The organism is Pseudomonas sp. DWRC2-2, from assembly GCF_049897885.1.
GTDB lineage: Bacteria > Pseudomonadota > Gammaproteobacteria > Pseudomonadales > Pseudomonadaceae > Aquipseudomonas > Aquipseudomonas azotoformans_A.
In genome coordinates, this window is sequence record NZ_JAFCXD010000006.1 from 161,425 (window position 1) to 186,560 (window position 25,136).

Annotated in this window: 28 protein-coding genes; 9 read left to right on the plus strand and 19 right to left on the minus strand. The window is 62.7% G+C overall.

Annotation, left to right across the window (positions count from 1 at the left end; all coding sequences use genetic code 11):
- Nucleotides 1-305 precede the first annotated feature (305 nt).
- The 7 genes from gspF to gspG form a co-directional block, all read right to left on the minus strand.
- A complete protein-coding gene (gene gspF, locus ACP7EW_RS24555; protein ID WP_426220473.1) occupies nucleotides 306-1,517 on the minus strand; it encodes a type II secretion system inner membrane protein GspF in 1,212 nt (403 codons plus the stop codon).
- Complete coding sequence (gene gspE / locus ACP7EW_RS24560; protein WP_426220475.1) at nucleotides 1,517-2,935, minus strand: type II secretion system ATPase GspE; 1,419 nt, start codon at nucleotides 2,933-2,935, stop codon at nucleotides 1,517-1,519. The genes gspF and gspE overlap by 1 nt, the downstream gene beginning before the upstream one ends.
- 817 nt (nucleotides 2,936-3,752) lie before the next feature.
- Nucleotides 3,753-6,047 carry a type II secretion system secretin GspD gene (gene gspD, locus ACP7EW_RS24565; RefSeq protein WP_426220478.1) on the minus strand — a complete coding sequence of 765 codons (2,295 nt, stop codon included), beginning with the start codon at nucleotides 6,045-6,047 and terminating at the stop codon, nucleotides 3,753-3,755.
- On the minus strand, nucleotides 6,044-6,556 hold the full coding sequence (gene gspM, locus ACP7EW_RS24570; RefSeq protein WP_426220480.1) for a type II secretion system protein GspM: 513 nt from the start codon (nucleotides 6,554-6,556) through the stop codon (nucleotides 6,044-6,046). The genes gspD and gspM overlap by 4 nt, the downstream gene beginning before the upstream one ends.
- A complete protein-coding gene (gspL, locus tag ACP7EW_RS24575) occupies nucleotides 6,549-7,607 on the minus strand; it encodes a type II secretion system protein GspL (RefSeq protein WP_426220482.1) in 1,059 nt (352 codons plus the stop codon). The genes gspM and gspL overlap by 8 nt, the downstream gene beginning before the upstream one ends.
- A complete protein-coding gene (gene gspK, locus ACP7EW_RS24580; protein WP_426220484.1) occupies nucleotides 7,604-8,473 on the minus strand; it encodes a type II secretion system minor pseudopilin GspK in 870 nt (289 codons plus the stop codon). The genes gspL and gspK overlap by 4 nt, the downstream gene beginning before the upstream one ends.
- An 8-nt stretch (nucleotides 8,474-8,481) precedes the next feature.
- Nucleotides 8,482-8,931: a type II secretion system major pseudopilin GspG gene (gspG, locus tag ACP7EW_RS24585; protein WP_016980111.1), complete on the minus strand. Its 450-nt coding sequence runs from the start codon at nucleotides 8,929-8,931 to the stop codon at nucleotides 8,482-8,484.
- Nucleotides 8,932-9,079: 148 nt separating this feature from the next.
- On the opposite strand from gspG, the gene gspI reads away from it, so the two are divergent.
- Nucleotides 9,080-9,445, plus strand: coding sequence for a type II secretion system minor pseudopilin GspI (gene gspI / locus ACP7EW_RS24590; protein WP_426220487.1), 366 nt, complete (start codon nucleotides 9,080-9,082; stop codon nucleotides 9,443-9,445).
- Here the strand turns inward: gspI and ACP7EW_RS24595 are convergent.
- Nucleotides 9,432-9,863 (minus strand): type II secretion system protein N, encoded by a 432-nt coding sequence (locus ACP7EW_RS24595; RefSeq protein ID WP_033901549.1) that lies wholly within the window; start codon nucleotides 9,861-9,863, stop codon nucleotides 9,432-9,434. The two genes, gspI and ACP7EW_RS24595, sit on opposite strands and share 14 nt — an antisense overlap.
- 93 nt (nucleotides 9,864-9,956) lie before the next feature.
- On the opposite strand from ACP7EW_RS24595, the gene gspH reads away from it, so the two are divergent.
- Both gspH and ACP7EW_RS24605 read left to right on the plus strand, forming a co-directional pair.
- Nucleotides 9,957-10,409 carry a type II secretion system minor pseudopilin GspH gene (gene gspH / locus ACP7EW_RS24600; RefSeq protein WP_426220489.1) on the plus strand — a complete coding sequence of 151 codons (453 nt, stop codon included), beginning with the start codon at nucleotides 9,957-9,959 and terminating at the stop codon, nucleotides 10,407-10,409.
- Nucleotides 10,406-11,026: a type II secretion system protein GspJ gene (locus ACP7EW_RS24605; RefSeq protein WP_426220491.1), complete on the plus strand. Its 621-nt coding sequence runs from the start codon at nucleotides 10,406-10,408 to the stop codon at nucleotides 11,024-11,026. The genes gspH and ACP7EW_RS24605 overlap by 4 nt, the downstream gene beginning before the upstream one ends.
- Here the strand turns inward: ACP7EW_RS24605 and ACP7EW_RS24610 are convergent.
- Genes ACP7EW_RS24610 through ACP7EW_RS24620 form a run of 3 tightly spaced genes read right to left on the minus strand, consistent with a single transcriptional unit; the run spans nucleotide 11,023 to nucleotide 13,188 of the window.
- Nucleotides 11,023-11,949 (minus strand): FecR family protein, encoded by a 927-nt coding sequence (locus ACP7EW_RS24610; protein WP_426220493.1) that lies wholly within the window; start codon nucleotides 11,947-11,949, stop codon nucleotides 11,023-11,025. The two genes, ACP7EW_RS24605 and ACP7EW_RS24610, sit on opposite strands and share 4 nt — an antisense overlap.
- Nucleotides 11,950-11,986: 37 nt before the next feature.
- The gene (locus tag ACP7EW_RS24615) at nucleotides 11,987-12,532 is read right to left on the minus strand and encodes an RNA polymerase sigma factor (RefSeq protein WP_038841783.1); all 546 of its coding nucleotides are present in this window, start codon (nucleotides 12,530-12,532) and stop codon (nucleotides 11,987-11,989) included.
- A complete protein-coding gene (locus ACP7EW_RS24620) occupies nucleotides 12,529-13,188 on the minus strand; it encodes a TonB family protein (protein WP_426220495.1) in 660 nt (219 codons plus the stop codon). Before ACP7EW_RS24620 ends, ACP7EW_RS24615 begins: the two co-directional genes overlap by 4 nt.
- 201 nt (nucleotides 13,189-13,389) lie before the next feature.
- Here ACP7EW_RS24620 and ACP7EW_RS24625 point away from each other — a divergent pair, with 201 nt between their 5' ends.
- The 3 genes from ACP7EW_RS24625 (at nucleotide 13,390) to ACP7EW_RS24635 (ending at nucleotide 15,401) form a co-directional block, all read left to right on the plus strand.
- Entirely contained in the window at nucleotides 13,390-13,701 is a 312-nt protein-coding gene (locus ACP7EW_RS24625; protein WP_426220497.1) for a hypothetical protein, read from the plus strand.
- A 221-nt stretch (nucleotides 13,702-13,922) separates the two neighbouring features.
- Nucleotides 13,923-14,486: a manganese efflux pump MntP gene (gene mntP / locus ACP7EW_RS24630; protein WP_426220499.1), complete on the plus strand. Its 564-nt coding sequence runs from the start codon at nucleotides 13,923-13,925 to the stop codon at nucleotides 14,484-14,486.
- Between the two features lie 96 nt (nucleotides 14,487-14,582).
- Nucleotides 14,583-15,401: an alpha/beta fold hydrolase gene (locus ACP7EW_RS24635; protein ID WP_426220501.1), complete on the plus strand. Its 819-nt coding sequence runs from the start codon at nucleotides 14,583-14,585 to the stop codon at nucleotides 15,399-15,401.
- 54 nt (nucleotides 15,402-15,455) lie between these two features.
- Here ACP7EW_RS24635 and ACP7EW_RS24640 read toward each other — a convergent pair whose 3' ends face one another.
- Together ACP7EW_RS24640 and ACP7EW_RS24645 are read right to left on the minus strand one after the other, a co-directional pair.
- Entirely contained in the window at nucleotides 15,456-15,842 is a 387-nt protein-coding gene (locus ACP7EW_RS24640) for a DoxX family protein (protein ID WP_426220504.1), read from the minus strand.
- Nucleotides 15,843-15,919: 77 nt separating this feature from the next.
- Nucleotides 15,920-16,795 (minus strand): LysR family transcriptional regulator, encoded by an 876-nt coding sequence (locus tag ACP7EW_RS24645; RefSeq protein WP_426220506.1) that lies wholly within the window; start codon nucleotides 16,793-16,795, stop codon nucleotides 15,920-15,922.
- Nucleotides 16,796-16,981: 186 nt separating this feature from the next.
- On the opposite strand from ACP7EW_RS24645, the gene ACP7EW_RS24650 reads away from it, so the two are divergent.
- Nucleotides 16,982-17,968: an NAD(P)H-quinone oxidoreductase gene (locus ACP7EW_RS24650; protein WP_426220508.1), complete on the plus strand. Its 987-nt coding sequence runs from the start codon at nucleotides 16,982-16,984 to the stop codon at nucleotides 17,966-17,968.
- Here the strand turns inward: ACP7EW_RS24650 and ACP7EW_RS24655 are convergent, their stop codons facing one another.
- The 3 genes from ACP7EW_RS24655 to ACP7EW_RS24665 form a co-directional block, all read right to left on the minus strand.
- Entirely contained in the window at nucleotides 17,969-19,093 is a 1,125-nt protein-coding gene (locus ACP7EW_RS24655) for an alkene reductase (RefSeq protein WP_426220510.1), read from the minus strand.
- Between the two features lie 79 nt (nucleotides 19,094-19,172).
- Nucleotides 19,173-19,850, minus strand: a complete 678-nt coding sequence (locus tag ACP7EW_RS24660) for a type 1 glutamine amidotransferase domain-containing protein (RefSeq protein WP_016980125.1) — start codon at nucleotides 19,848-19,850, stop codon at nucleotides 19,173-19,175.
- Nucleotides 19,847-20,476 (minus strand): TetR/AcrR family transcriptional regulator, encoded by a 630-nt coding sequence (locus ACP7EW_RS24665; protein WP_426220512.1) that lies wholly within the window; start codon nucleotides 20,474-20,476, stop codon nucleotides 19,847-19,849. The genes ACP7EW_RS24660 and ACP7EW_RS24665 overlap by 4 nt, the downstream gene beginning before the upstream one ends.
- A 159-nt stretch (nucleotides 20,477-20,635) precedes the next feature.
- Here ACP7EW_RS24665 and ACP7EW_RS24670 point away from each other — a divergent pair, with 159 nt between their 5' ends.
- Nucleotides 20,636-21,580: a GlxA family transcriptional regulator gene (locus ACP7EW_RS24670; protein WP_426220514.1), complete on the plus strand. Its 945-nt coding sequence runs from the start codon at nucleotides 20,636-20,638 to the stop codon at nucleotides 21,578-21,580.
- On the opposite strand, the gene ACP7EW_RS24675 is transcribed toward ACP7EW_RS24670, so the two are convergent.
- A complete protein-coding gene (locus ACP7EW_RS24675; RefSeq protein ID WP_426220516.1) occupies nucleotides 21,558-22,064 on the minus strand; it encodes a GNAT family N-acetyltransferase in 507 nt (168 codons plus the stop codon). The genes ACP7EW_RS24670 and ACP7EW_RS24675 overlap by 23 nt on opposite strands.
- 179 nt (nucleotides 22,065-22,243) lie before the next feature.
- On the opposite strand from ACP7EW_RS24675, the gene ACP7EW_RS24680 reads away from it, so the two are divergent.
- Nucleotides 22,244-23,116 carry an undecaprenyl-diphosphate phosphatase gene (locus ACP7EW_RS24680; protein ID WP_426220518.1) on the plus strand — a complete coding sequence of 291 codons (873 nt, stop codon included), beginning with the start codon at nucleotides 22,244-22,246 and terminating at the stop codon, nucleotides 23,114-23,116.
- Here the strand turns inward: ACP7EW_RS24680 and ACP7EW_RS24685 are convergent, their stop codons facing one another.
- Nucleotides 23,117-23,935 carry a sugar phosphate isomerase/epimerase family protein gene (locus ACP7EW_RS24685; RefSeq protein ID WP_426220520.1) on the minus strand — a complete coding sequence of 273 codons (819 nt, stop codon included), beginning with the start codon at nucleotides 23,933-23,935 and terminating at the stop codon, nucleotides 23,117-23,119.
- A gap of 1 nt (nucleotide 23,936) precedes the next feature.
- Nucleotides 23,937-25,136 carry an NAD(P)/FAD-dependent oxidoreductase gene (locus ACP7EW_RS24690; protein ID WP_426220898.1) on the minus strand — a complete coding sequence of 400 codons (1,200 nt, stop codon included), beginning with the start codon at nucleotides 25,134-25,136 and terminating at the stop codon, nucleotides 23,937-23,939.

A 25,136-nucleotide genomic window follows, 5' to 3' on the forward strand; every position in this document is an offset into this window, starting at 1 on the left:
TGGGGTAGATGGCTCTTGCATGACGCCATGGCTTCGGTCCCAAGCCGTATTGCGGGGGTGGCTGGGGGTGAAAACCATGGAGAGAAAGTCGCAGTTTCCGATGACAGCTGTGGGAAAAAACCTCGGGAGGAACACCTTGATTTTTAAAAAGATTCTCGGGTGTTTTGGTCATGGTTCTGAGCGGTTTGGGCGCAGGTGACAGCAAGGTTTCAGCAACGGTCGAGGGCCCTGGGCTGGAGACAGCGCGGGCCGTGTGACGCGCAAGAAAGGTGACGGAATGAGGAACCCGAGGTCGGTCGGGTGAGCTAGGTGACCAGTTGATTGATTTCAATGATCGGCAACAGCACCGCCATGACAATCACCAGCACCACAGCGCCCATCACCACGATCATCAGCGGCTCCAGCAACGCGGTCATACCCATGGCCCTTCGCTCAATATCCCGCGACAACGTCTGCGCCGCACGCTCCAGCATCGGTGGCAGCGAGCCGGTTTTCTCGCCGCTGGCGATCAGGTGGATCAACACCGGCGGGAACACTTTCTCCACCGCCAATGCCGGGGCCAGGTTGACGCCCTCGCGTACCTTGGCAGTGGCGTCGTTGATACACTGACTCAGGCGATCATTGGACAGGGTCTGCCGCGCCGCTTCCAGGGCGCGCAACAGCGGCACCCCGGCCCCGCCGAGAATCGCCAGGGTCGAGGCAAACCGCGCGGTGTTCAGGCCCAGCACAAAACGACCGATCAGCGGCAACCCCAAGACGCGGCTATGCCAATTCAAGCGCGCCACCGGGTTACGCAAATACAAGCGCCAGCTCCAGAAGCCGCCAACGATCCCGGCAAAACACAGCCAGCCCCAAGCGCGGATAAAGTCACTGGCGTTGAGCATCGCCAGGGTCAAACCCGGCAAATCCTGGCGCGCCTGGGAAAACGCACTGACCACCTGCGGCACCACGTAGCTCAGCAGGAAAATCACAATGCCGATGGACACCAGCCCCACGACGCCGGGGTAGATGAACGCGGTGAGGATCTTGCCGCGCAGGTTATTGCGTTCCTCGATATAGTCAGCCAGGCGCTCCATCACCTGGGCCAGGTCGCCGGACTCCTCCCCCGCCGCAATCAACGCGCGGTAGATCGACGGAAAATCCCGCGGCCGCGCCGCCAACGCGTCCGCCAGACGCATGCCGCCGCGTACGTCGGCGCGCACAGCGGCAAGGGTCTGGGCGATGTGTTTTTTCTCGGCCTGCTCCACCGTGGCACTCAAGGCGGCTTCCAACGGCAGGCTCGCGCCCAACAGGCTCGCGAGTTGCCGCGTAGCCCACGCCAGGTCGTTGTCCGACAGTTTGGCGGTGAACAGGCTGCTGCCAGCCGCCGTCTGCTGGCCGCCTTCGATCTGCACCAGCAATGCCGTCAAACCCCGGCTACGCAGGTTGGCAAACGCCGCGCTCTGGCTGTCGGCCTCCACGTGCCCAGCCTCGACTTTGCCGCTGGCATCGGCGGCCTCATAACGATAGCGATTCATCAGGCGTCCCGTGTCACACGCAGGATTTCTTCGGGCGCGGTGGCGCCGCTGCGCACCCAGCGCTCGCCGTCTTCACGCATGCTGAACATCCCGGCGCGGCGCGCGGCCAGGCGCAGGTCCTGCTCGTTGGCCCCTTGGTGGATCAGGCTGCTTACATCGTCATCGACGCAAAACAATTCATGGATACCGGTTCGGCCGCTGTAGCCGATCTGGTTGCACTGCGCACACCCGACCGGACGCCACGTGCCCGGCGCGGCCGGGTCTTCCTGCTTGCAGTGCGGGCACAGGCGACGCACCAGGCGCTGGGCCAATACACCGAGCAACGACGAGGCCAACAGGAACGGTTCGACGCCCATATCGATCAGCCGGTTGACCGCCGACACCGCATCGTTGGTGTGCAAGGTCGCCAGCACCAGGTGGCCGGTGAGCGAGGCTTGCACGGCGATTTGTGCGGTTTCCAAGTCACGGATTTCACCGATCATGATGATGTCCGGGTCCTGGCGCAGGATCGCCCGCAGGGCCAGGCCGAAGGTCATGTCGATCTTGGCGTTGACCTGGATCTGGCTGATACCCGGCAGGTCGTATTCCACCGGGTCTTCCACGGTGAGGATGTTGCTGGTGCTCGCATCCAACCGCGCCAGTGCGGCATACAAGCTGGTGGTCTTGCCGCTGCCGGTGGGGCCGGTGACCAGCACGATGCCGTGGGGTTGGCGGATCAGCGTATCCAAGCGTGCCAGCAATTGCGGCTCCATGCCCAGGGTTTCCAGCTGCAGGCGCCCGGCTTGTTTGTCCAGCAGGCGCATGACGACGCGTTCGCCATGGCCGGTGGGCACCGTGGACACGCGAATGTCGATGGGCCGCCCGGCTACGCGCAGGGCGATACGGCCGTCCTGGGGCAGGCGTTTTTCGGCGATATCGAGTTGGGCCATGATCTTGATCCGTGAGACCAGCGCGCCATGCAGGGCCTTGCGCGGCGAGACCACGTCACGCAGGGTGCCGTCGACGCGGTAGCGCACCACGGAGTGGGTTTCGTAGGGCTCGATGTGGATGTCGCTGGCTTCGTCGCGGGCGGCTTGGGTGAGCAAGGCGTTGATCATGCGGATCACCGGGGCACCGTCCTGGGTGTCGAGCAGGTCGGTGATTTCGGGCATGTCTTGCATGAGGCGGTCGAGGTCGACTTCGTTTTCGGCGGCGCCCACTACGGCGGCGGCGCTGCCGGTGTCGGCGTAGGCGCTGGTGAGCAGGCCGTCGAGTTCGTCGTCGCGCACGTGTTCGATGTGGGATTGGCCGAATTGGCGGTGGACTTCGCTGATGGACCAGCCGGGGGTTGAGGGGCACACGGTTAGCAGGTGGCCGGCTTCGGTGGGGCGCAGGAGGATGCGTTGGGATTTGGCCCAGGCGTACGGGAGCAGGCTCATAGTGGTGTGCCTTTTTGCGGGTGTACATATCCGTTTTTTGAGTAACGGCGGCTATTGGTTCCGCTCTTACAGCGGGTCACTTTGGAAAAGCCCCAAAGTAACCAAAGGGCTCTTGCCCCAACACTCGGTACCTCGCCTAGGCTCGGTATGCCCGTAATCCGACAGTGATTTGGGGGGCCGCCGCCACGCGCCGTCCATGGCGCGGGGCGGCTAAACCGGCATCCCTGCCGGTTTACCCCCCAAATCCCTGTCGAATTCCGGCCAGCGTGTTTGACGGGGCGCCTAAGATCAAAATCAAAAGCAAAAGCACAGCGGCCTGACAGCCGGCTTGAGTGGTGTGGAGCAAAGGCAGTTTTTTGTGCATCGCTGATTGCTTTTCTGTGGGAGCTGGCTTGCCGGCGATACAGGCACCTTGGTGAATTAGATAGACCCAGGCGATACATTCGCAGGCAAGCCAGCTCCCACATTTGACCGGGGTCGACAATCAGAAACCGGTCGGCTCCAAGGCCGCCGCGCTCTGCTTTTGCTTTGGCTTTGGCTTTTGATCTTCGGCGCCCCGTAAAACCACGCTGGCCGAACGCAGGCTTGAATCCGTGGGTAACCCGGCAGGACGCCGGGTTAGCCGCACTGGGCCATGGATGGCCCATTGCGGCGGCCCACGGATTCAAGCCTTCGTTCGGGCACACCGAGCCTAGGCGAGGTGCCGAGTGGTGGGGCGAAGGCCTCTTGGTTACTTTTGGGCCTTTCCAAAAGTGACCCGCTGTAAGAGCGGAACCATAAGCGGCCGTTACCGAAGAAACGGATATGTACACGGCGATCACTTCGGCACCGCCCGAATCACCGCCCTCGGCCCATCCCCGGGAATCGCCTTCTCCACCGAAGGCAACTGCGGCGCCTGCACATCCGGCATCGCCCAACTATGCTCCGGCTGCAACCCCCCTTGCGCCCGCCGCATAAACTCATACCGATTCAACGTAATACTGCGCCCCGCCCCACTGTCCCGGATAATGTAAGGCCGCAAAAACACCATCAGATTGGTCTTGTTCACACTGCGCTTTTCATTCCTGAACAACGCCCCCAACCCCGGAATATCCGACAACCACGGCACCGCATCATTACTCTGGCTATACCCATCCTGCAGCAACCCACCGAGCACCATGATCTGCCCGTCATCCAGCAAAATACTGGTATCGATCGCCCGCTTGTTGGTCACCGTCCCGGCCTCCACCGAAGCCCGCGCATCCACCGTACTCACCTCCTGGTAGATATCCAGCTTCACCGTACCGCCTTCGGAAATCTGCGGCCGCACATTCAACTTCAGCCCCACCTCCTCACGCTGCACCGTCTGGAACGGGTTGTTGCTGGTGCCCCCTCCGCCAGTCACATAACTGCCGGTGACAAACGGAATCGTCTGCCCCACAAAAATGCTCGCCGCTTCGTTGTCCAGGGTCAGCAGGTTAGGCGTGGACAGAATGTTGGTGCCACCCTTGCTCTTCAACGCACGCGCCAACACCTTGAGGTCGAGCACCTTGCCGATACCGGGAATATCCACGGTGCCATTGACCAGCCCCACATTCAGGCCCTTGGGCAATACGTCGATACTGGTCTTGCTGGTCGGCGTGCTGTTCACGCCGCTGCCGCCGAGGTTCACGCCACCAAACCCGCCCTTGCCACCGAGGTTCCCGGCTTGCCACTGCACGCCAAACTCGGTGGCATCGTCTTCACCGACTTCTACGATCAGGCTTTCGATCACCACCTGGGCGCGGCGCTGGTCGAGCATGTCGATCACTTCACGCAGGTTGCGGTACAGCGGATCCGGCGCAGAAATCAGCAAGGTGTTGGTGGTGGCGTCGGCCTGGATGGTCACGCCGCCGGCGCTGAACGCGGTGTCTTGATCATTAGCGGTACCGTTGGTGTTAGCCGTTGAACCCGTGGACTGCCCATAACCAGATTGCACACCACTGCCGGTAGGGGTACCGCTGCTGTTTTGCGCGTTGCTCGCGCCTTGGGTGTTCTTGCCATTGCCGCCCATGGCGCTGAGCTTGCCACGGGCATCGTCGCTGACGCCGGAATCGCTTTCGCCGGTCAGCAACCCACGCAGCGACTGGGCCAACTTGCCCGCCTGGGCGTTGCGCAGGTACACCACGTGCATGTTGCTGGGGTTGCTCTGGGCGTTGTCGAGTTTGTAGATCAGGTTACGCGCCAGCTCGGTGCGCTCCGGGCTGCCGGAGCGGATGATGATCGAGTTGGAACGCGGGTCGCCGATCACGTTGATCTTCTGGGTCTGGTCGGCGCCTTGGGTTTCCAGCAGTTCGGAAACCATGGCGGCGATGTCCACGGCGATGCCGTTCTGCACCATCACCACGTCGGTGTCGATGGCGCTGGGGGTGTCGATGCCGTTGATGATCTGCGCCACACGCGCGAGGTTTTCCGCGTAGTCGGTAATAACGATGCTGTTGTTGCCGGGGTAGGCGTTGATCGGGTTGTTCGGCGATACGATGGGGCGCAGCACCGGGATCAGGTTCACCGCGTTTTCATATTGCAGGCGGAAGGTGCGCGTCTGCATGCCACTGCTGCCGGCGCTGTAGATCGGGCCGCCGAGTAATTTGGCATCGGCTTCGGGCACCACCTGGGCCACGCCGCCAACGTCAACCACGCTGAAGCCCTGCATGCGCAGCGCCGCCAGCAGCATGTCGTAGGCCTGGTGCGCCGGCACCTGGCCTTCGCTGACCAGGGTGAGGTTGCCCTTCACACGCGGGTCCACCAGAAATTGCTGGCCGGTGGCGCGGGACAGCGCGCGCACCACCGCCTGGATATCGGCGTCGACGAAGTTGAGCTGAACCGGCTGGTCACCCAATGGGTTGCGTGCCTTGACCACCGCCGGGGCGTGGCCGCGTGCGCTGTGGGTGACCCGGTGTTGCACGGGGGCTTTGGGGGCCGGTTCGCGCAGGCGATCCTGCAAGGTCTCGCCGTTGCTAAGCGTATCGGCAAGCGGTTGGCCGAGTTCGCTGTCTACCAGCAACGGCTTGGTGGCCTGCTGGCTGCTGCATGCGCTCAGGGCCAGCACCAGCAACGGCGCGACCAGGCGAAACGGGGGAACTGACCACTTCATGAAGCTTCCTTAGCGCCAAGCGCCTGATCCATGCGAACGGTCCCGGACACAGTGCCGGCCGAGTTGTCGACGGTGTCGAGGCTGCGTTGCAATCGCGCCTCGGACACCTCCAGGAAAAACGAACGGGCATTGCCCAGCAGCCACCCCACCACGGCATCGGCCGGGGCGTTATCGAAGGTCAGCCGCCACCCCGTGGGCTCCAGCGCCTGCAACTGGTAATGGCCTTGCAGACCTGCGCTATCCAAGGTCTGGCGCAACGTGCTTTCGTCGCCTTGCCTGGGCGCGGCGACGTCCTGCAACAGCACCTGCAAGGCTGCGGCCTGGGCGCGCAACTTGGGGGTTTCGGCCTGCCAGTAATCGATCTTCTTCAGCGCGGGCTGCACCAGCACCAGCCAGGTCAGCAGGCTTGCCAGCACCAGCCCGGCACCGCCTAACAGGCGTTTTTCACGCAAGGCCAGGCCACTCCAGAACACCTGGGCCTGGCTGCGCAGTCGCTGCACTTTATTCATCGCCGGCTCCTGGCTTTTCTGCGGGCTGGGTCGGGGCAATCGTCCAGGCCTGCTCATTGCGACTGGCGGTAAACCCGGCCTGCGCCAGCGCCGCCTGCCATTCACCCTCGGCGGCCGGGTTACGGCTGTCGGCGAGCAGTTCAATGTGCAAGCTGCCCTGTTCAAAGCTCAGGTTGTCGACGCTGCCGACCATAAATGGCAGGTTGCTGCCGGCCAGTTGCAGAAGGCTGGTAAAGCGTTGGCCGGGATCGGCGGCCGCACCGGTCTGGCGAGCGGCCAATTGCTGGCGGGCTTGCTGCAAGGGGTTGAGCACCACCGGCAACTCGGGAAACGCCTGGCGCACCTGTTGGCTCATCAACGCTTTAAGGCGTTGGCCCTCCTCCACCTGACGTGCGGCATACAGGTTGAGGCCAAGGGTCCAGATGGCGGTGGCAAGCGCGACACCGGCGAGCGCCCGACCCCATCCAGCCGTTGAGGGTTGACTGAGACGGCCGTGCAAGCTCCACGTGGGTACCGTGCCACTCCAACGCTGCGCCGCTTCAACCAGTGGCCGCTCCAGCGCCTGCAAGCCGAGCGGGTGCACCGTGCCTTGTTGCAGGCTGTCACGTGTCAACAGATAGCCGTCATCCAACGCCGCAGCCCCCACCGGCAAGGCAAAGGGCGCCGGGTAAAGCCCGCGCAGCTTGAGTGGCAGTTGCGCAAGCCGCTCCAACCCGGCCCTGGGCACCCACGCGACTTGCACGCGCCCATCGCTTTCGCACGGGCCGTGGGCCACCTGCATCTGTTCCACCGGGCCGAGGATCAGCGCCTGCGCCGCGCAGGCCACGGCCGCCGCCGTTTTCGCAGCGGGTAGCGGGGGCAGCTCCAGGCTGGTGAGCAGGCTGTCGCGGGGGTGCAGGAAACAGTCCATCGCCTGGCGGGATTTAGCCAACTGCACCAGGCTTCCATACCCTTCTTCAATGATTGCGCCACGCTCCAGCCAGGCAAATCTGACCTGGCTGTCGGCGGTCAATTGATCCAGCGGCGGCAAGCCGATGCGCAGGCGTTTCATACGCCCACCCGCGACCAGATCACGCGCGGCTGACGGTCTTCAGGACGATGCAACAAGGCATCGATCGTCACCCGCCGCTGTTCACGCCGCGCCTGGCCCTGCACACGGAACCACTCACTGGTAATGCCCACCTGCACCGACTCCACGTCCACCTGAGGCAAACGCAGGCGGTTGACGAAATCCCCGCGGTTGATGAACCACTGCCCGCTATCACGCTCGGTCACCAGCCCATGGGCCTGGGACAGGCTGAGCTGTGGCACCACCGCGCTGAGCACTTCGGCGCTGGCAGTGTTGCCATTGACCCACGTAGGGCCGGGCAACACGCTGATATAGGCATGCATGCGCTGCAATACGATGGGGTCGAGGCCTTCGATGCCGCTCAGGTCATCCAGGTTGCGCAGCATCGGGTATTTGGCGGGCGGTTCATAAGAAGCAATCACCCGTTGGCTGATACGCCGGCTCACCGTAGGGTCGACGCCGATCAACCGGCACAGCCGCTCGAAGCTCTGCAACTGCTCGGCGTCCACCTGCTGGCGATTGACCAGGTTGCGCAAGTTGAACTTGCCCTGTTCATCCTCGATCCGGCCCTCGAAGTCGCCACGTTGGGCGCGGGCCCAAGCCTGGTCAAGGCGGGTCAATACGTCCTTCTGACGTGCGTCCCAGAGCATCTGCCGGCTGCGTTCAAGGCCACCCTGCAACAACCATTGCCCCTGAATGCGCAGTTGCTCGGCTTCCAGACCACGGGTGAACACGGTCTGGCGCGTGAGCATGGCGCCGGCCAACACGGCGACCACCGCTGCGATCAGCAAGGCGCTGATAATCGCCATGCCGCGCTGCTTCGCCGCTGGGGGCGAGTACCGTTTCATGCTGGGCCTTACAGCTGCCAGGAGCCGATATCGGCATTCACACCCTCGCCATCCGGCTGGCCGTCGGCACCGAGGGAGAAGACGTCAACCTCACCATTGGCGCCTGGGTTGAGGTAGTGATAAGGGTTGCCCCATGGGTCGTTGGGCAACCGTTCCAGGTAGGCGCGCCAGTTGCTGTTCTTCGCGTCCGCCGGGCGCTCCACCAGCACTTTCAATCCCTGGTTCATGCTGGGGTAGGAACCGTGGTCGAGGCGATAGAGTTTCAGCGCCTGCATCAACCCACCAATGTCCTGCTTGGCCGCCGTGGCACGTGCCTGGTCCGGCCGGTCCAGCACCTTGGGCACCACCATGGCGGCCAGGATCCCGAGGATGACCACCACCACCATGATCTCGATCAAGGTGAAACCACGCTGCCCGCGAGGGCCTGGCAATGGGGACGTTAGGCGCGCGATATCCATCTCGACATTCCTTGGCTTGAGTGCAATTCGAGCCGCAGTGTTGCAAGAACACATGTCAGTCGTATTGAAAATCCTCGGGAGTTTCAGTCGCCAATCGGTCAACTGCCGGCGCTAGTCTGCGGGCCTGTTTCCCGGCTTTGAGAGCGCCATGTACGGCCGTCGCAAGGAGCAAGGTTTTACCCTGATCGAGGTGCTGGTGGCGCTGGCGATCATTGCCGTGGCCATGGCCGCCGCCGTGCGCGTGGCGGGCCTGATGACTCAGAGCAACGGCTTGCTGCGGGGTAAATCCATCGCGTTGCTGGCGGCACAGAGCCGCCTGGCGGAATTGCGTCTGGAGGGGCATTTGCGGGCTGGCAAGAAGACCTTCGAGTGTGATCAAGGCCGCCTGAAATTACGTTGCGAGCAGACCATCAACGCCGATGGCCGCCTGTTTCAGGTCAACCTGCAGGTGCTCGACGCCAGCCGCGAAGCGCCGCCCCTGGCGCGCCTGGACACCCAGGTCATGGCCGAGTGAGCAGCGGCAACGCTGGGCCGTCCGGCAACTTGTCGAGGTTGACGCGCAGCTTTTCGCCACCGCGTTCGATTTCCACACCGTCACCCTGGATGGCGGTCAGCCGCACGCCGGGGCTAAGGCGTTCACCCACTAGAAAGCTGCGCGGCGGGCCGTCGTTGAGACTCAGGATCGCCACCGCACCACGGGCGCCTGCCAACACGCCAGTGACTTTGACTTGCAGCGCCGTCGGCGCATTGGAAAACCATTGCAGCGCCGGGTTATCGCTGCGCGCCGCCAGTGCCTGGGGCGTGGCTTGGGGCGTGTGGGATTCTGCCGTGGTCAGCAGCAGCGGCGTCCATACCGCCACGCCCGCCAGGGCGGCCAGCACCCCCAGCGCCTGCACGCCGTGGGCCAGGGTGAAACGAGGGGCAAATGCCATGGGGAGGACCTCCTGTTTGTCCGTCGCACCAGCCTACAGATCAATTCGCACGCTTTTATTTCACAGACTCCCCAGTTCTCCAGGAAGCCCGCGATGAAACAGCAAGGTTTCACCCTGATCGAGCTGATGGTGGTGCTGGTGATCATCGGCATCGCCAGTGCCGCCATCAGCCTCACGATCAAACCCGACCCGCTGCACCTGCTGCGCAAAGACGCCGAGCGCCTGAGCCAGTTGCTGCAGGTGGCCCAGGCCGAAGCCCACGCCGACGGTCGCCCCATCACTTGGCGTGCGGATGCCAAGGGCTTTCGCTTCATCCGCCGCAGCGATGACGGGACGAGTGTGGAGTCCTTCCAGGGCGACACCCAACTGCGCCCGCGCCTCTGGGAAAGCACGCCCATGCAGATCACCCTCGAACCCCGGCAAACCCTGGTACTCAATGCCGAGTGGATCAACCCGCCGCTGAGGGTGGTGCTGTCCGATGGGCAGCACAGCCTCAGCCTGCAACGCGACGCTGCGGGTTTGATGCGCGTGGTGAGTCAACCATGAACAGATCCCAGCAAGGCTTCACCCTGATCGAAGTGATGGTGGCGATCATGCTCATGGCGGTGGTCAGCCTGATCGCCTGGCGCGGGCTGGACAGTGTGACGCGCGCCGATCAGCATTTGCAGGCGAGCAGCGAGCAGACCGAGGTGTTGCTGCGGGCGCTGAACCAGATGCAGCGCGACATCAGCTTGCGCGCCAGTGTGGAGCTGGTTGCAACCGATAGGGCGCAAGACCAGACGCCCAAAACCGAAGGGTTGGCCGCCGTGACCGTACGCAGCTCCGACAGCAAGGGCTTCAGGCTGGACGTGATCCGCAGCGCCCCGATGGCCGGGGATGGGCTGCAACGCGTGCGCTGGTGGCTCAAGGGCGACTCGCTGTACCGCGCCGCCGCGCCGGCACGGGACCGATATCCACTGCCCGCAGCCAAGGATGGGGTGGTGGTGTTGACGGGGGTGAGTGACCTGCAGGTGCGAGTGTGGGACGCAGACAAGGGATGGCGACAATTGAGCGGTAATCGTCGGGAGGATCCGCTGGGACTGGAAATCAGCCTGGTGCGGCAGACGCCTCAGGGCGTGGAAAAGTACCGGCAGGTGTTAGGGCCGTTGAGGTCTTTGAATTAACTCAACAACACCACCCCACCCGGCAACTCCGTGCACTTGGCCCCATACGCATCGCGAATCAACAACGCCACGCCCGCCAACTGCTGCAAACTGAACCGCGCCTGCACCCGGCGCTGGCCCAACTCTTTGTTGAGCAGTAACAGCATGCCCGGCCGGTAGCGGTTGATTTCGTCCACCACCGTCGCCAGCGTGGCGTTGTTGAACACCAGTATCTGTTCACGCCAGGCCACGACCGCCTGGGTGTCTACCGTAGTCACTTCACTGACGCCAGCAATGCCGTAGGTCAGTTGCCGACCGCCGTCCAGGCGCACACTGCGTCCGGCGATATCCACTGAGAGCGAGCCCTCGATACAGGTCACGCACACGTTGTGGTCGGTGTTGCGCACGTTGAAGCGTGCCTGCGCCGCGCTCACCCAACCATCACCGGCCTGGACCTTGAGCGGTTGGGCAACATGGGCGATCACTTCGACCTCACCTTCGACCAGTTCAATGCCCTGCCCGACCCGACTGATGCGCGTCTGGGTGTTGAGTTCCAGGCTGATCCCTTCGCTCAACAGCACTTGGCGTTGCTCACCGACTTCGGTGCGATAGTCCGCCGTGAGTCCGGCAAAGCCGCCCGGCACGCCGACGCGCACCATCACCACGGCTGCCGAAGCGGCAATCGCGCCGCCCAAAAACGCGCGCCGACCAAAGCTGCGCGGTTGCGCCACCTGGTCGAGGGCCGGTGTGAGTTGCTGCCACAGCACCTTGGCCTGCTCGAATGCCTGCGCATGTTCCGGGCTCTGCGCGCACCAGGCTTTGAGCGCCTTGGCATCGGCCACGGTGGCGCGGCCCGAGGTCAGCAGGAGCAGCCAGTCGCGGGCTTCAGCGTGCAGGGGGCTGGCGGCGGATGGCCGGGCGGTGGGGAAGCTGAAAATATTCAAGCGCGCACGTACTCACGGATTTATCAGGGACTCGACACTAAGACGGTTTTCCGGCCCCGGGACCGAACCGCTGAATCACTTTTCTTTCGAGGCGCTTGGCACAGTGGCCCAGGGCGGCCTTGATTTCCTTCTCGACCATGCGCGTGGAGATGCCGAACCGCTGGGATATTTCCAGGTGCGGCGCCTCTTCCAGGCGGGCGGCGATGAGGATTTTGCGGCGACGGGCCGGCAGTTCGTAGAGCGCTTTGACCAGGGACTGGATTTCTTTCTGGCCGCCCACCACCCGCGACGGGTCCTGGGCTTCGTCGGCGCTTTGCAGCAGTTCTTCCACTTCGCTGCCGGTGAGCAGGCGCGCGTCGGCCTGGCGGCGGTCGGCGGCGATGTTCAGGGCCATGCGGTAGAGGTAGGCGTTGGGTTGTTGCAGGTTGGGCGGCACGTCCATGCGGTCGACCCGCAAGTAGGTTTCGTGCAGCACGTCGTTGGCCAGGTCTTCCGAGCCCAGGCGCTTGCGCAAACGCACCTTGAAGTCTTCGTAGGAGGCCAGGAACAAGCTGACCATCGCACTGTGCCCGGTATTTTTCATCCGCCCCAGGCTCCTTTCGCTGCTGTGCATTCCATGCGCATTCCTGTTGTGTCAGGCATCAAAAGTAAAGTCACCGGTTGGCGCAGTGAGCTCGGTGCCGGGCGTTGGACCCGGGCCGCGCTCAGGCTGCGTACCAGTGCTTCATCGCGTTGTTCATCGCCGGTGGAGCTGACCAACCGACTGTGTTCAATCACTCCGTCCGGGTTGACCCACACCTGCACCAAGGCCCGGAAGCTGCCGGGCCGGGTCAGCGGCGAGCGGCACAGGCTGGTCTCGATGGCTTGCTGCAGTGCCGTCGCGTAGCTGTTGTTGATCCGCGCGGCGCTGCGTGCCGCCGCCCCCTTTGTGGGCGGTGGTTGGCTGACCTGCGGGGTCTGCAAGGTAAACGCATCGCTGCGTGCATAACGTGCCATCAGGCCACTCCCTGTCAGCAACATTGCCAGTGCCTCTTGCGCCGTAAAGCGCCCGCGTACCCCGATGGAGCGCCGGCCCCGCGTCAACTCGCGGTCCACCAGCACCGCCATCCCGGTGGCGCGGCTGTAGGCTTGCAGTGCGTGTTCAAGGTCTTGCGCCGGCAGGTTCAACGACAGCAGCGGTGACTCTGTCTGCGCCATACAACCGCCGGCCAGCAGCAACAGCAAGACCAGGGCGCACATGACGCGCCTCCAGACTCCCTGTTCACCCCCTGCTCTGCATCGCTGCACGGCCGACGCGCCCTAGAAAACCGTCATCCTGAGGCCAGTTTATGAACCTGATGTTACGGTGATAGCAAAAAAAACATCACGGTGACGAGAAGCCCGCTGCACTACACTTTCAAGCCTAACCGGCCCACTCCTCAGGGCCTGCCAGGAGGCCCGATGAAACTGTTACCGACCCTCGCCAGCCTGTTGCTGTGCGCTGCCCTGCCCGTACTCGCCCACGCCGAAAACGCCGCCGGCACGTGCGCCGAAGTCAGCGTGGATGGCTACAAGGCGCCCGACTATGGCTGCCTCAGCCAGCAGATGGGCAACGATACCCATGCGACCAAGGCGGCGAAGAAAAACCGCGAAGCCCAAAACATCCCCGTGAAAAAACGGCCGCCGAATGCAGTGGGGTTGTCCACCCCGGCTGCGACCAGCGTGCGCATGGGCAATACCTTTGGCACGTCGGTCAAGCCGCAGCGGCCTTGAAGGCTTTGACGGAATTTTCATATCTGCCCGCCTATGATCGCCCTCCTCGTTGGGGAGTAACCGGCTTCTGACCCTGTTGGAAGCGTTCGTATCAACATATTCGGCAACCTGCCGTGGTGCGAACACCGTCTTTTCGGTTGGTGAGACCAGCGACATCCCATGCCTGAAGTCGGGCGCATGGCGGTGTCGTTGTGTCCCATAGCCCGACTGGAAGCCTGACCGTGAACCCCATTTCCCTGATCCTCCTGGCCCTGGCCATGTCGACCGACGCCTTTGCAGCGGCCATCGGCAAAGGCTCCAGCCTGCACAAACCCCGTCTTACCGAAGCCCTGCGCGCCGGCCTGATCTTTGGTGTGATCGAAGCCATCACGCCGATGATCGGCTGGGCCATCGGCCACGCCGCCACCCGCTGGGTGGAAAACTGGGATCACTGGATCGCCTTCACCCTGCTGGTCGGGCTGGGGTTGCATATGATCTGGAACGGGTTGAAAGCCGATGATGAAGAGGCCGAGAAGCGGACCCAGCATTCCTTCATGATCCTCGCCGTGACGGCGTTCGCCACCAGCATCGATGCACTGGCGGTAGGCGTGGGCCTGGCGTTTGTCGACGTGAATATTCTGGTGGCAGCGGCGGCGATCGGCCTGGCGACCATGACCATGGTGACCCTCGGCATGATGCTTGGGCGAGTGCTGGGCACCGTGGTGGGCAAACGGGCAGAGATGGTCGGGGGTGTGGTGCTGATGCTGGTAGGTGCGATGATTCTGTACGAGCACCTCTCGGCCTGAGCTCTGGACCCAAACCGAGCACAGGCGTACAAGCCCTTCGTCCGGTTTAACGCAATAGTGAACTAGCATTCTCTTTCCCCCTCCCAGGAGTTTTCCATGAGCACATTCGTTGCCAAAGACGGTACCCAGATCTACTTCAAGGACTGGGGCAGCGGTAAGCCCGTGTTGTTCAGCCATGGCTGGCCGCTGGATGCCGACATGTGGGAGTACCAGATGGAATACCTGAGCAGTCGTGGCTTTCGCACCCTCGCGTTCGACCGCCGTGGCTTCGGGCGTTCGGACCAGCCGTGGACTGGCAACGACTACGACACCTTCGCCGACGATATCGCCCAACTGATCGAGCACCTGGACCTCAATGACGTGACCCTGGTGGGCTTTTCCATGGGTGGCGGCGACGTCGCGCGCTATATCGCACGCTATGGCAGCGCACGCGTGGCCGGCCTGGTGTTGCTGGGCGCGGTGACGCCGCTGTTTGGTCAGAAGCCAGACTACCCGCAAGGTGTGCCCAGCGACGTGTTCGACGGCATCAAGGCAGGCCTGCTGAAAGACCGCGCGCAATTCATCAGCGATTTCAACGCGCCGTTCTACGGTACCAACAAAGGCCAGGTAGTCTCCGAAGGTGTGCTGACCCAGACCTTGCAAGTGGCGCTGCTGGCGTCGCTCAAGTCGACGGTGGATTGCGTCACTGTGTTCTCCGAAACCGACTTCCGCCCCGACATGAGCAAGATCGACGTGCCGACCCTGGTCATCCATGGTGACGGCGACCAGATCGTACCGTTCGAGACCACCGGCAAAGTGGCCGCTGCCTCGATCAAGGGTGCCGAGTTGAAAGTCTACAAGGACGCCCCCCACGGGTTTGCCGTGACCCATGCGCAGCAGTTGAATGAAGACCTGCTGGCGTTCCTGAACCGCTGAAACACCCCAACCCTCCTCTCCTTATTTGGCCGGGCTTGCCCGGCCCTTTTTTGCTCAAGAGAAACGCTGAGTCAGTACCAGACGCCCTGGCCCGCTGATCAGCACCGTGGTGAAAATGATCAACAGCAGCCAGCCGAACTGCGCCTCGAACAGCGTCCACTCCGGGTGCACCACCAGCAAGGCAATCAGCAGCGCAGACAGGATCGGCAGGCACGCCAGACGCACCAGCACGCCGGCAATGATCAGCAGCGGGCACAGCACTTCAGCAAATATCGCCAGCATCAGCGTGGCCGAAGCGCCCAGATGAAACGGATCTTCGATCAGCTTCAACTGCTCGTTGTAACTCAGCAGCTTGGGCAAACCATGTACCCACAACAGGAACAGCGCTCCGCTGACCCGTAGAAACAGCAGCCCCAAGTCCTGACATTTTGATTCGTTCATGCGTACTCTCGGTCGGTCGACATAAACGTCGATTGTGTCGTCCGAGGCGCCCTCACGCTTGCAAGTCTGTGCTGACCTCACGCTCCGACGCCGGCAAACGCCGCGACGATTTCATCAATCACCACCCGCACCCGTGCGGTGTGGCGCAGGTCGGCGTGGGTCACCAGCCACACGTCGTACGGCAGTGGCCGGGAGCGCTCGGGCCACAGGCGCACCAGCCCGTCACGCTCACCCGTGCACACCGGGATTTCGCCTATGCCGATGCCGGCAGCGATCGAGCGGCGCACCAGCAAACTGGAACTCAAGGCAGCAACAATGCGCCCTCGGCCCAGAGGCTCGGAAACCAGGGTCAGCTCTTTCTTGCTTTGCAGATGCGGCTGGTAGACCACCAAGTCATGTCCCTCGAACAGGTTGCCCGGTTCGGGCACGCCGTGGCGGTCAATGTAATCCTGGGAGGCAAACAGCCCCACCGGCCAACGGGCGATGCGACGGGCGATCAGGTCGGGGTTATCCGGACGCTGGTTGCGCACAGCGATGTCGGCCTCGCGCTTGGCCAGGCTGAGCATTTGGGTGGAAGCGTCCAGTTGCACGCGCACGTCGGGGTGTTTGTCGTGCAGGCGAGCGATGGACGGAATCAGGAAGTCGATGGCCAGGGAATCGGTGGTGCTGACGCGCACGGTGCCGGTTAAACGTTCATCCAGGCCTTGAACCTGGCGCTCAAGGTCAAGGGCTGAACGCTCCATTTTCTCCACCGACAGCAACGCAGCCTCGCCCACGGCCGTCAGCGCGTAGCCCTCGGACGTGCGCAGGAACAAGGTGGCGCCCAAGGACTTTTCCAGGGCATTGACCCGTCGGCCTACGGTGGCCTGATCCACGCCCAATATCCGTGCGGCGCCGCGCAATGTGGACTCCCGGCACACCGCCAGGAACACCCGTGCATCGTCCCAGTTCATTGCGTCCTCCACTGCTGCATATATGCATTTATGTGCTGCTGAATCGCAGCATTATTGCATCATGCGACGTTGCTATCCTGTCGACCATGGAAATATCCAAGATGACCCTGCTGCACGGTTTCATTTGAATCAACCGTCGCGCACCGTGGTCCCACTTCATACGCTCACCGCCACAGGACCCGCAAAATGCCCCTGCCTACCGAAATGACCCTGATTGAAATCACCACCCCTGGCGGCCCCGAGGTGCTCAAGCCGCGCCAGGTGCCGTTGCCCTCCCCGGCAACTGGTGAAATCCTGATCCGCGTGCATGCCGCCGGCGTCAACCGCCCGGACGCCTTGCAGCGCGCCGGCAAGTACCCGATGAAACCCGGCATGAGCCCGATCCCCGGCCTGGAAGTGGCAGGTGAAGTGGTGGCTCTAGGCGATGACGTGACCGAGTACGCCGTCGGTGACAAGGTGTGCGCCCTCACCAATGGCGGTGGCTACGCCCAATACTGCGCAGTGCCCGCCAGCCAGGCGTTGCCGGTTCCCGAAGGCATGGACTGGATTCAAGCGGCGGCCATCCCGGAAACCTTTTTTACCGTATGGGCCAACCTGTTCGGCATCGGCGGCGCCCACAAGGGCCAGCGTGTGCTGATCCACGGCGGCACCAGTGGTATCGGCACTACCGCGCTGATGCTGTGCCGCGAGTTCGGCATCCAGGCATTTGCCACTGCCGGCAGCGAAGAAAAATGTGCGGCCATCCGTGCGCTTGGCGCAGAAGCGATCAATTATCGCGAACAGGATTTCGCCCAGGTGATCGGTGATCAAGGCGTGAATGTGATCCTCGACATCATGGGTGCCTCCTACCTCAACAACAACCTCAAGGCGTTGGCGATGGACGGCCGCCTGGTGATGCTGGGGTTCCTCGGCGGTGCCAAGGCCAATGAGGTGGACTTGCTGACCATTCTTGGCAAACGCGCAATCGTCACCGGTTCGCTGCTGCGCGCACGGACCAAGGACGAAAAAGCCGCAATCACCGACCAACTGCGCGAGCATGTATGGCCAGTGCTGTCAGCCGGGCGCTGCCTGCCGATGATCGACCAGGTGTTCGATTACACCCAGGCCGATCAGGCGCATGCGCGGATGGAAGGTGGGGATCATATTGGCAAGATTGTATTGCGGGTTGCCTGATTATTCGGCGTAAACCGGGTAATCGATATAGCCCTCAGCACCACCGCCGTACATCCCTTCAACCCGCAGCGGATTCAACGGCCACCCATTGAACAAACGCTGCGGCAGATCCGGGTTGGCGATGAACGGCCGCCCGAACGCGATCAAGTCCGCCAGCCCGGCCTCTACCCACCGCGCACCGCGCTCAGCGGTGTAGCGGCCGGCGTAGATGATCCGCCCGCTGAACGTCTCGCGCACGGCACGGCGGAACGTTTCAGGCAGGTCGGGCGCGTTGTCCCAGTCGGCTTCGGCGATGGAGACGTAGGCGATGCCCGACGCTTCGAGCACCTTGATGGCTTCGATGTAGGTGTGGTGCGGGTCGTCTTCCACCAGGCCGATGTACACACGGTCCTGATCGGTGCCGCTGAACAACGGCGAGAAGCGCACGCCCAGGCGTTCCGGCCCGACCACCGCGCTCACTGCTTCGACGATCTCGCGCAGAAAACGCAGGCGGTTTTCCAACGAACCACCGTACTCATCGTCACGCTGATTGGCGTGGGCCGAGATGAACTGGTTCACCAGGTAGCCATTGGCCGAATGGATTTCCACCCCGTCAAACCCCGCATCCAGCGCATTGCGTGCCGCCTGGGCATAATGCCCAACCAAGTCCTTGACCTCTTGCGTGACCAACGCACGTGGCACCGGCGGCTGTTTCAACTCACCCTCGCCCGGCGCGGTTTCGATAAAGGCTTTGGCTTGCAGGGCCCGCAGGGCCGACGGTGCAACCGGCGCCGCCCCTTCAGGCTGCAAAGCGTTATGGGACACCCGGCCGACATGCCACAACTGGGCAAAGATCACCCCGCCCTCGGCATGCACCGCGTCGGTGACCTTGCGCCAGCCATCGATCTGCGCCGGGGTGTAGATGCCCGGTGTCCAGGCATAGCCTTGGCCACGCGGCTCGATCTGCGTGCCTTCGCTGACCATGAAACCGGCACTGGCCCGCTGGCGGTAATACTCGGCCATCAAGTCGGTCGCAATATCACCTGGTTGGGCGCTGCGCTGGCGCGTCAACGGTGGCAAGACAACACGGTTGTTCAGCATATGGTGACCCAGTTTTACTGGGGTACTTAAAACATTGTCAGTCATTTAAGGATTTCCAAATTCTGGACGTGCTAAAGCATTGGCGACTTATAAAAGTCGCCAATGAATTCAGCGGTTTATTTAATTAAGCGGTCAGTTTCAGCAGGGCTTTAGCGACATCACTGGAACTGCCAGGATTTTGCCCGGTAACCAATAAGCCATCGGTAATGACAAAGGATTGCCAGTCAGCGCCTTTTTCATAAAGGCCGCCCAGCTTCTTGAATTCATCTTCCACCAGAAACGGCACCACATCGGTCAACTCCACCGCCGCCTCTTCCGAGTTGGAGAACCCGGTGACGCGACGGCCCTTGACCAGCGGCTCCCCATTGACCGCCTTGACGTGACGCAAAGCGCCCGGTGCGTGGCAGACAAAGCCGATCGGTTTGCCAGCACGCTCGAAGGACTCGATCAGGGCGATCGACACCGGCGATTCGGCCAGGTCCCACAGCGGGCCGTGGCCGCCGGGGTAGAACACGGTGTCGAAATCGTCGGCGTTGACCGAATCCAGTTTCACCGTGGTCGCCAGGGCTTGCTGGGCGGCAGGATCGGCGGCAAAGCGCTGAGTCTGTTCGGTCTGGAAGTCCGGCTGGTCACTCACCGGGTCCAGCGGCGGCTGGCCGCCGGCCGGTGAAGCCAGTACGATCTCGGCGCCGGCGTCCTTGAACGCGTAATAGGGTGCGGCAAACTCTTCGAGCCAGAAGCCGGTCTTGCGGCCGGTATCGCCAAGCTGGTCGTGAGAGGTCAGTACCATTAATACTTTCATTTTCCAGTGCCTCGATAGGTGTGAATGTCAGTTTCTTCCGACTGACCCAACAACTGCCGGGTCAACCCCAACGCCTCATCAAAAGGCGCCGTAGTACGGGTGATCTTGCTCATGACGCTGGTCCCCAACCACAACGCATACAGGCGCTGGGCCAGGCTGTCCGGGTGCTGCGTAATCACTACCGAGCCGTCTACGACGCCCTGCTGCAAGGCCTCGGCCAGCAACCCGATGGTGCGTGCAGTGCCACGTTGCAGGGCCAGGCGCATCGGCTCTGAAAGGTCTGACACCTCCGCACCGAGTTTGACGGCAAGGCATTTGCCCGCGTCGGTGCAGCCGGTCTGGTTATCAATCCAGCACTGCCAGTAACGCATCAACTTGGCGTGCTGGGTTAAACCCGGCTGCTCGAACAGTTGCTGCATGCCGTGCACGTAGTTGTCGAAGTAGTGGTCGAGCAATACAACGCCAAACGCATCTTTGGAGGTGAAGTAGTGATAAAACGAACCTTTGGGTACTTCGGCGGTTTGCAGTATTTCGTTCAGGCCCACCGCAGAAAAACCTTTGCGGCCAACAATCAATTGCGCCGTGTCAAGAATGCTCTGGCGTACTGTTTTAGTTTCGCTGCTCATCGGATTAGACCAGTCGTCTAGTTCGTTGAGTGAATGTTAGGAGCCTGGGCAAACCCGCACAATGTCAGATCCGCAAGGATTTCGGACATGCGCCAAAGTCGGTTGCCGTTTTCCCGGCAGCCGCCGACAATCCCTGCTCCCCCCACCCGGAGACATGCGATGCACAGCGTTGCGCTGATGGTTTACCCGAACTTCCAGTCCTTGAGTCTCAGCCTGGGCTCGGTATTCGAGTGCGCGAACCTGTTGCGTGGCGAGCCGGCCTATGAGTTTCACCTGGTGTCCGAGAGCGGCGGCGCGGTGATGACGTCCCAGGGCTTTTCGGTGAACACCACGCCGATCCGGCCGGAGGGCTACGACACCCTTATCGTCAGCGGCTACCTGGAATTCCGCCTGCCGGAGGCCAACCTGCTGGAACTGGTCAAGGCCGCCTCCGCCCAGTCGCGGCGTGTCGCCTCTTTGTGCATGGACATCTTCGTGCTGGCCGAAGCAGGCTTGCTGGAAGGCAAGCGCACCACCACCCACTGGATTCACGCGCCAGCCTTTCGCAAGCGCTATCCGCACATTCACTTGGAAGAAGACAAGCTGTTCGTGGTGGACGGCCAGGTGTGGACCGGCGCCGGCATGAGTGCCGGGGTGGACCTGGCGTTGGCCATGGTGGAAAACGACCTGGGCAGCGACCTGGCCCGGCGCATAGCGCGCAAACTGGTGATAGCCCAACGCCGGGGCAGTGAACAATCGCAGTTGTCGGCGCTGTTGGAGCTGGACCCCAAGTCGGACCGCGTGCAACTGGCCCTGGCCTATGCCCGTGAGAACCTGACCCACGACTTGTCGGTAGATGCGCTGGCCGATGTCGCCCGCCTCAGCCCGCGCCAGTTCAGCCGGGTATTCCGCGAAGAGACCGGGCAAACACCGGCCAAGGCCATCGAGTCGCTGCGGGTAGAGGCGGCGCGGGCGATGATGGAAACCAGTCGCCACCCGGTCGAGGTGGTCGCCCGCGAAACCGGTTTTGGTGATCGCGAGCGCATGCGCCAGGCGTTCTTAAGGGCGTTCGGGCAGCCGCCGCAGGTGATGCAGCAGGCGTTTAATGCAGCGCCGCCCGCGTAATCAGGTAACTCAGCAGCTGCGGGTCATCCTCCAGCTCAATCGTCTGCACCGGACGCGGCAGGTTATCCAGCACCGTGCGCCAGAACGCTTGGGACACTTCGTCCTGATCATAGAAGCGCACCAGCCAATCAGCCTCGCCACTGCACAGCACCTGGCTGGCGATGGCGCGGCCGATGCCTTTGCGGCGGTAACGTTTGAGGACGAACAAGTCGGCCAGCTCCAAGGCGTGGATGCCCGGCAGCTCGCTGCCTTCGATCAACAGAAAGCCCGCGATATAACCATCCACCAACAGCAGGTTGGCGCTCCATTGCGGGTCCTCCCAGTAACGGACCAGGTGTTCGTCATGGATGTAGAAACGGCCATCGGCCTCGACATCTTCCTGTTCCCAGTCAGAGGATTCATAGGCGTAGTACTGGTAAAGATTGCGGATCAGCTCGGCGTGCTCCGGGCCGGTCTGGATCAATTCGACGGTGACTTCGGGCATGAGACTCTCGGTGAAAAAACACAGGGCGCCATTGTTCACAAAACCGGTGGGCAGGCCAAGAGAGCGGCCAACCTTTCTACTTGCTGAACCGATTGCAAATAGGTGTTGCCTCGGCCGAAACCCTGAAACATTTCGAATAAACTCCGCGAAATTGCCGCTCTCTTTCAAGGACACGTATTTTGACAAACGCCTGTACCGCCGGCCTGGACATGGGTTTTGCCTCCCTGGATTACCTGCAGATCTTCATCCTGGGCGTTATCCAGGGCATTACCGAGCTGCTGCCGGTGTCATCCACCGCCCATATGCGTGTAGTCCCCGCCCTGCTCGGCTGGCAGGACCCCGGCTCGGCATTCTCGGCGGCCATGCAGTTGGCGGCGCTGGCGGCGGTGGTCAGTTACTTCTGGCGGGATGTGCGCCAGGTGACCACCGGCAGCATTGGTGCGGTGCGCCGGGGTGACTACAACGACCGCTGGTTCAAGCTGGCGGTGGCGATTGTGCTGGCGACCCTCCCCATCGGCATCGCCGGCCTGGCGCTGTCTTCGACCCTGAACGCCTGCAACTCGCCATTGCGCGGGTTGATGGTGATCGGTATTTCCTGCGTGGTCATGGCCGTGCTGCTGGCGGTGGCCGAAGTGCGCGCACGCCACACCCGCGAAGTGAGCGAGATGCGCCTGCGGGATGCGCTGATCGTGGGCATTGCGCAGATCGGTGCGCTGATTCCAGGGGTTTCGCGGTCCGGTTCTACGCTGACCGCCGCGCTGTTCCTCAACTTCAAGCGTGAGGAAGCCGCGCGGTTCTCCTTCCTGCTCGGCTTGCCCGCCATCGCCCTCGCCGGCCTGAAGGAACTGTGGGTGCTGCTGCACGCCGACATGCCGGCCCATGCCTGGCCGCATTTGCTGTTCGGCCTGGTGGTCGCGAGCCTCTCGGCGTTTTTTGCGATCTGGGGCCTGATGAAGTTCCTGGAGCGGTTCTCCACCTGGCCGTTCGTGATCTATCGCGCGTTGCTGGGGATCTTCCTGATTGTGGCGGTCAGCACCGGGCTGTTGAGCTGATCATGCCTGACTGCTGCGCCATACCTCGCGAATCAACGCCTGCATTTTCAGCGCTTCGGCCCAGCGATTACTGATCTCACGCCCGTCCGCGCCGGTGATCGCATAGGGCGGCGGGCCCAGTTCGCAGGTGAAGGACAGGCTCTGCGGCGTGTCGGGCCGGGCCAGCCAGTCCTCAATCCCGTAGCGCCACCACTGGGTAAAACGCTGTACCCAGGCTTGGTGCTGGGGAAAGTCCAGGGAGACTTGCACCTGCTCGCTGCTGGCGACACGACCGTGAAACCCCCAGCTGTGGCGCAAAATCGTGCGGATATGTTTGTCGTCTTCCGGCGCGCCCGGTTCGGGCAGTTCACGCCCGACCACGTAGTGGGACAGGTCGGCCAGCAGCTTCAAATCCGGCATTTGCGCCAGCAGGTCGAGGGTGAACAGCAGGTCGTTGGTGAGGCGATAACGGTGGGTTTCCAGCAACACCGGAAAGTCCACCTGCTCGGCCAGGCGTTGCCAGCCTTCGATCAACCGGGCCGCCTCGGCTTGGGTGCGCGGGCGTACGTCGGCTTGCAGGGTGAGGTGGTGGCAGCCGTAGCGACTGATCACATCCAGTGCGGCGGCCAGGTCATCCACCGATTGCGGAAACAACTGGCCCTCGATCTGCAAGCCTCTTGAGCTAGCCGCCGCGTGCAAACGGGCGACATCGGCAGGTTGCCAGTAATGATCGGTAATGCCGTCAAAACCGGCGGCCTGGATGCGGTCGAGCTGGGTGTCGAGACAGCCGGGTTCGGTCTGCATCGCCCACAGGGATTGGAACACCAGAAATTGGCGCATATCAGCCTCGCAGCAGGAGTTTGAGGGACAGCTCGGGGTTGGCCAGGCTGGCGGTATCGAGCGCAATCCGCGCGCTGATCAGGCGCTCGCAAAGCTTGATGTCTTTGGCCACGCTGTTGCCCGGCGCCCAGCCACACGCGCCTTGCAAGTGCTGATCGGCATTGAGGTAGAACTGCAACAGGCCGCCGCTCGGTAATGGGCGGTTGACCACTGTCGGTGTGATCACGCCGACAGTCTGCAAGCCCCAGTCGAACTGATCGGACCAGAAACCGGGCAGCGCCTCGAACGGCACTTCGCGCCCCAGCAGGTTCAGCGCGGCATGCCGGCCCTGGGCTTCGGCATTGCGCCAGGTTTCCTGGCGCTGATAGAGACCGTCAAGGTGGAACTCACACACATCACCGGCGGCATAGATGTTCGGCGCGCTGGTGCGTAGGTACGCGTCAACACGAATGCCCTGCCCCACCTCCAGCCCTGCTGCCGCCGCCAGTTCGAGATTGGGTTGCATGCCGATGCCGACCACAATCAGGTCACAGGGCAAGCGGTGCCCATCCACCAACAGCACGGCGTCGGCCTGGATGGATTCCAGCGCCACATTCAAACGCACCTGCACACCGTGCTCGCGATGCAGATCCAGCAGCGCCTGGGAGATCACCGGCGGCAGCACACGCCCCGCCAGGCGCGGCCCGGCTTCCAGCACCGTCACTTCACAGCCCAGGCCACGTGCGGTCGCCGCGACTTCCAGGCCGATAAAACCACCGCCCACCACTACCAGCCGTGTGCCGGGGCGTAAGGCGCTGCGCAACGCTAGCGCTTCATCGTGGGTACGCAGGTAAAGCACGTTGGCTTGCGCGTGGGGCAAACGCCGCGCCCGGCCGCCCGTGGCCAACAGCAGACCGGCGTAGGGCAACCATTGGCCATCGGCGAGTTGCAGGCGATGTGTCTGCGGCTCCAGTCGAGTCACCGGGTTACCGGCAATGTGCTCGATGTCCAGCTCGGCCATTCGCGCACTGTCGCACAAGCTGTAGCCGGCCAGCACTGCCGTGCCCTGTAACAGGCCTTTGGACAACGGCGGCCGCTCATAGGGCAAGTGCAGTTCATCGCCTATCAGAATCAAGCGCCCGGTATAACCTTCTTCGCGCAAGGTCAGCGCCGCCCGGCCACCGGCATGACCGGCCCCGACGATAATCAACGGAGCGTTCAT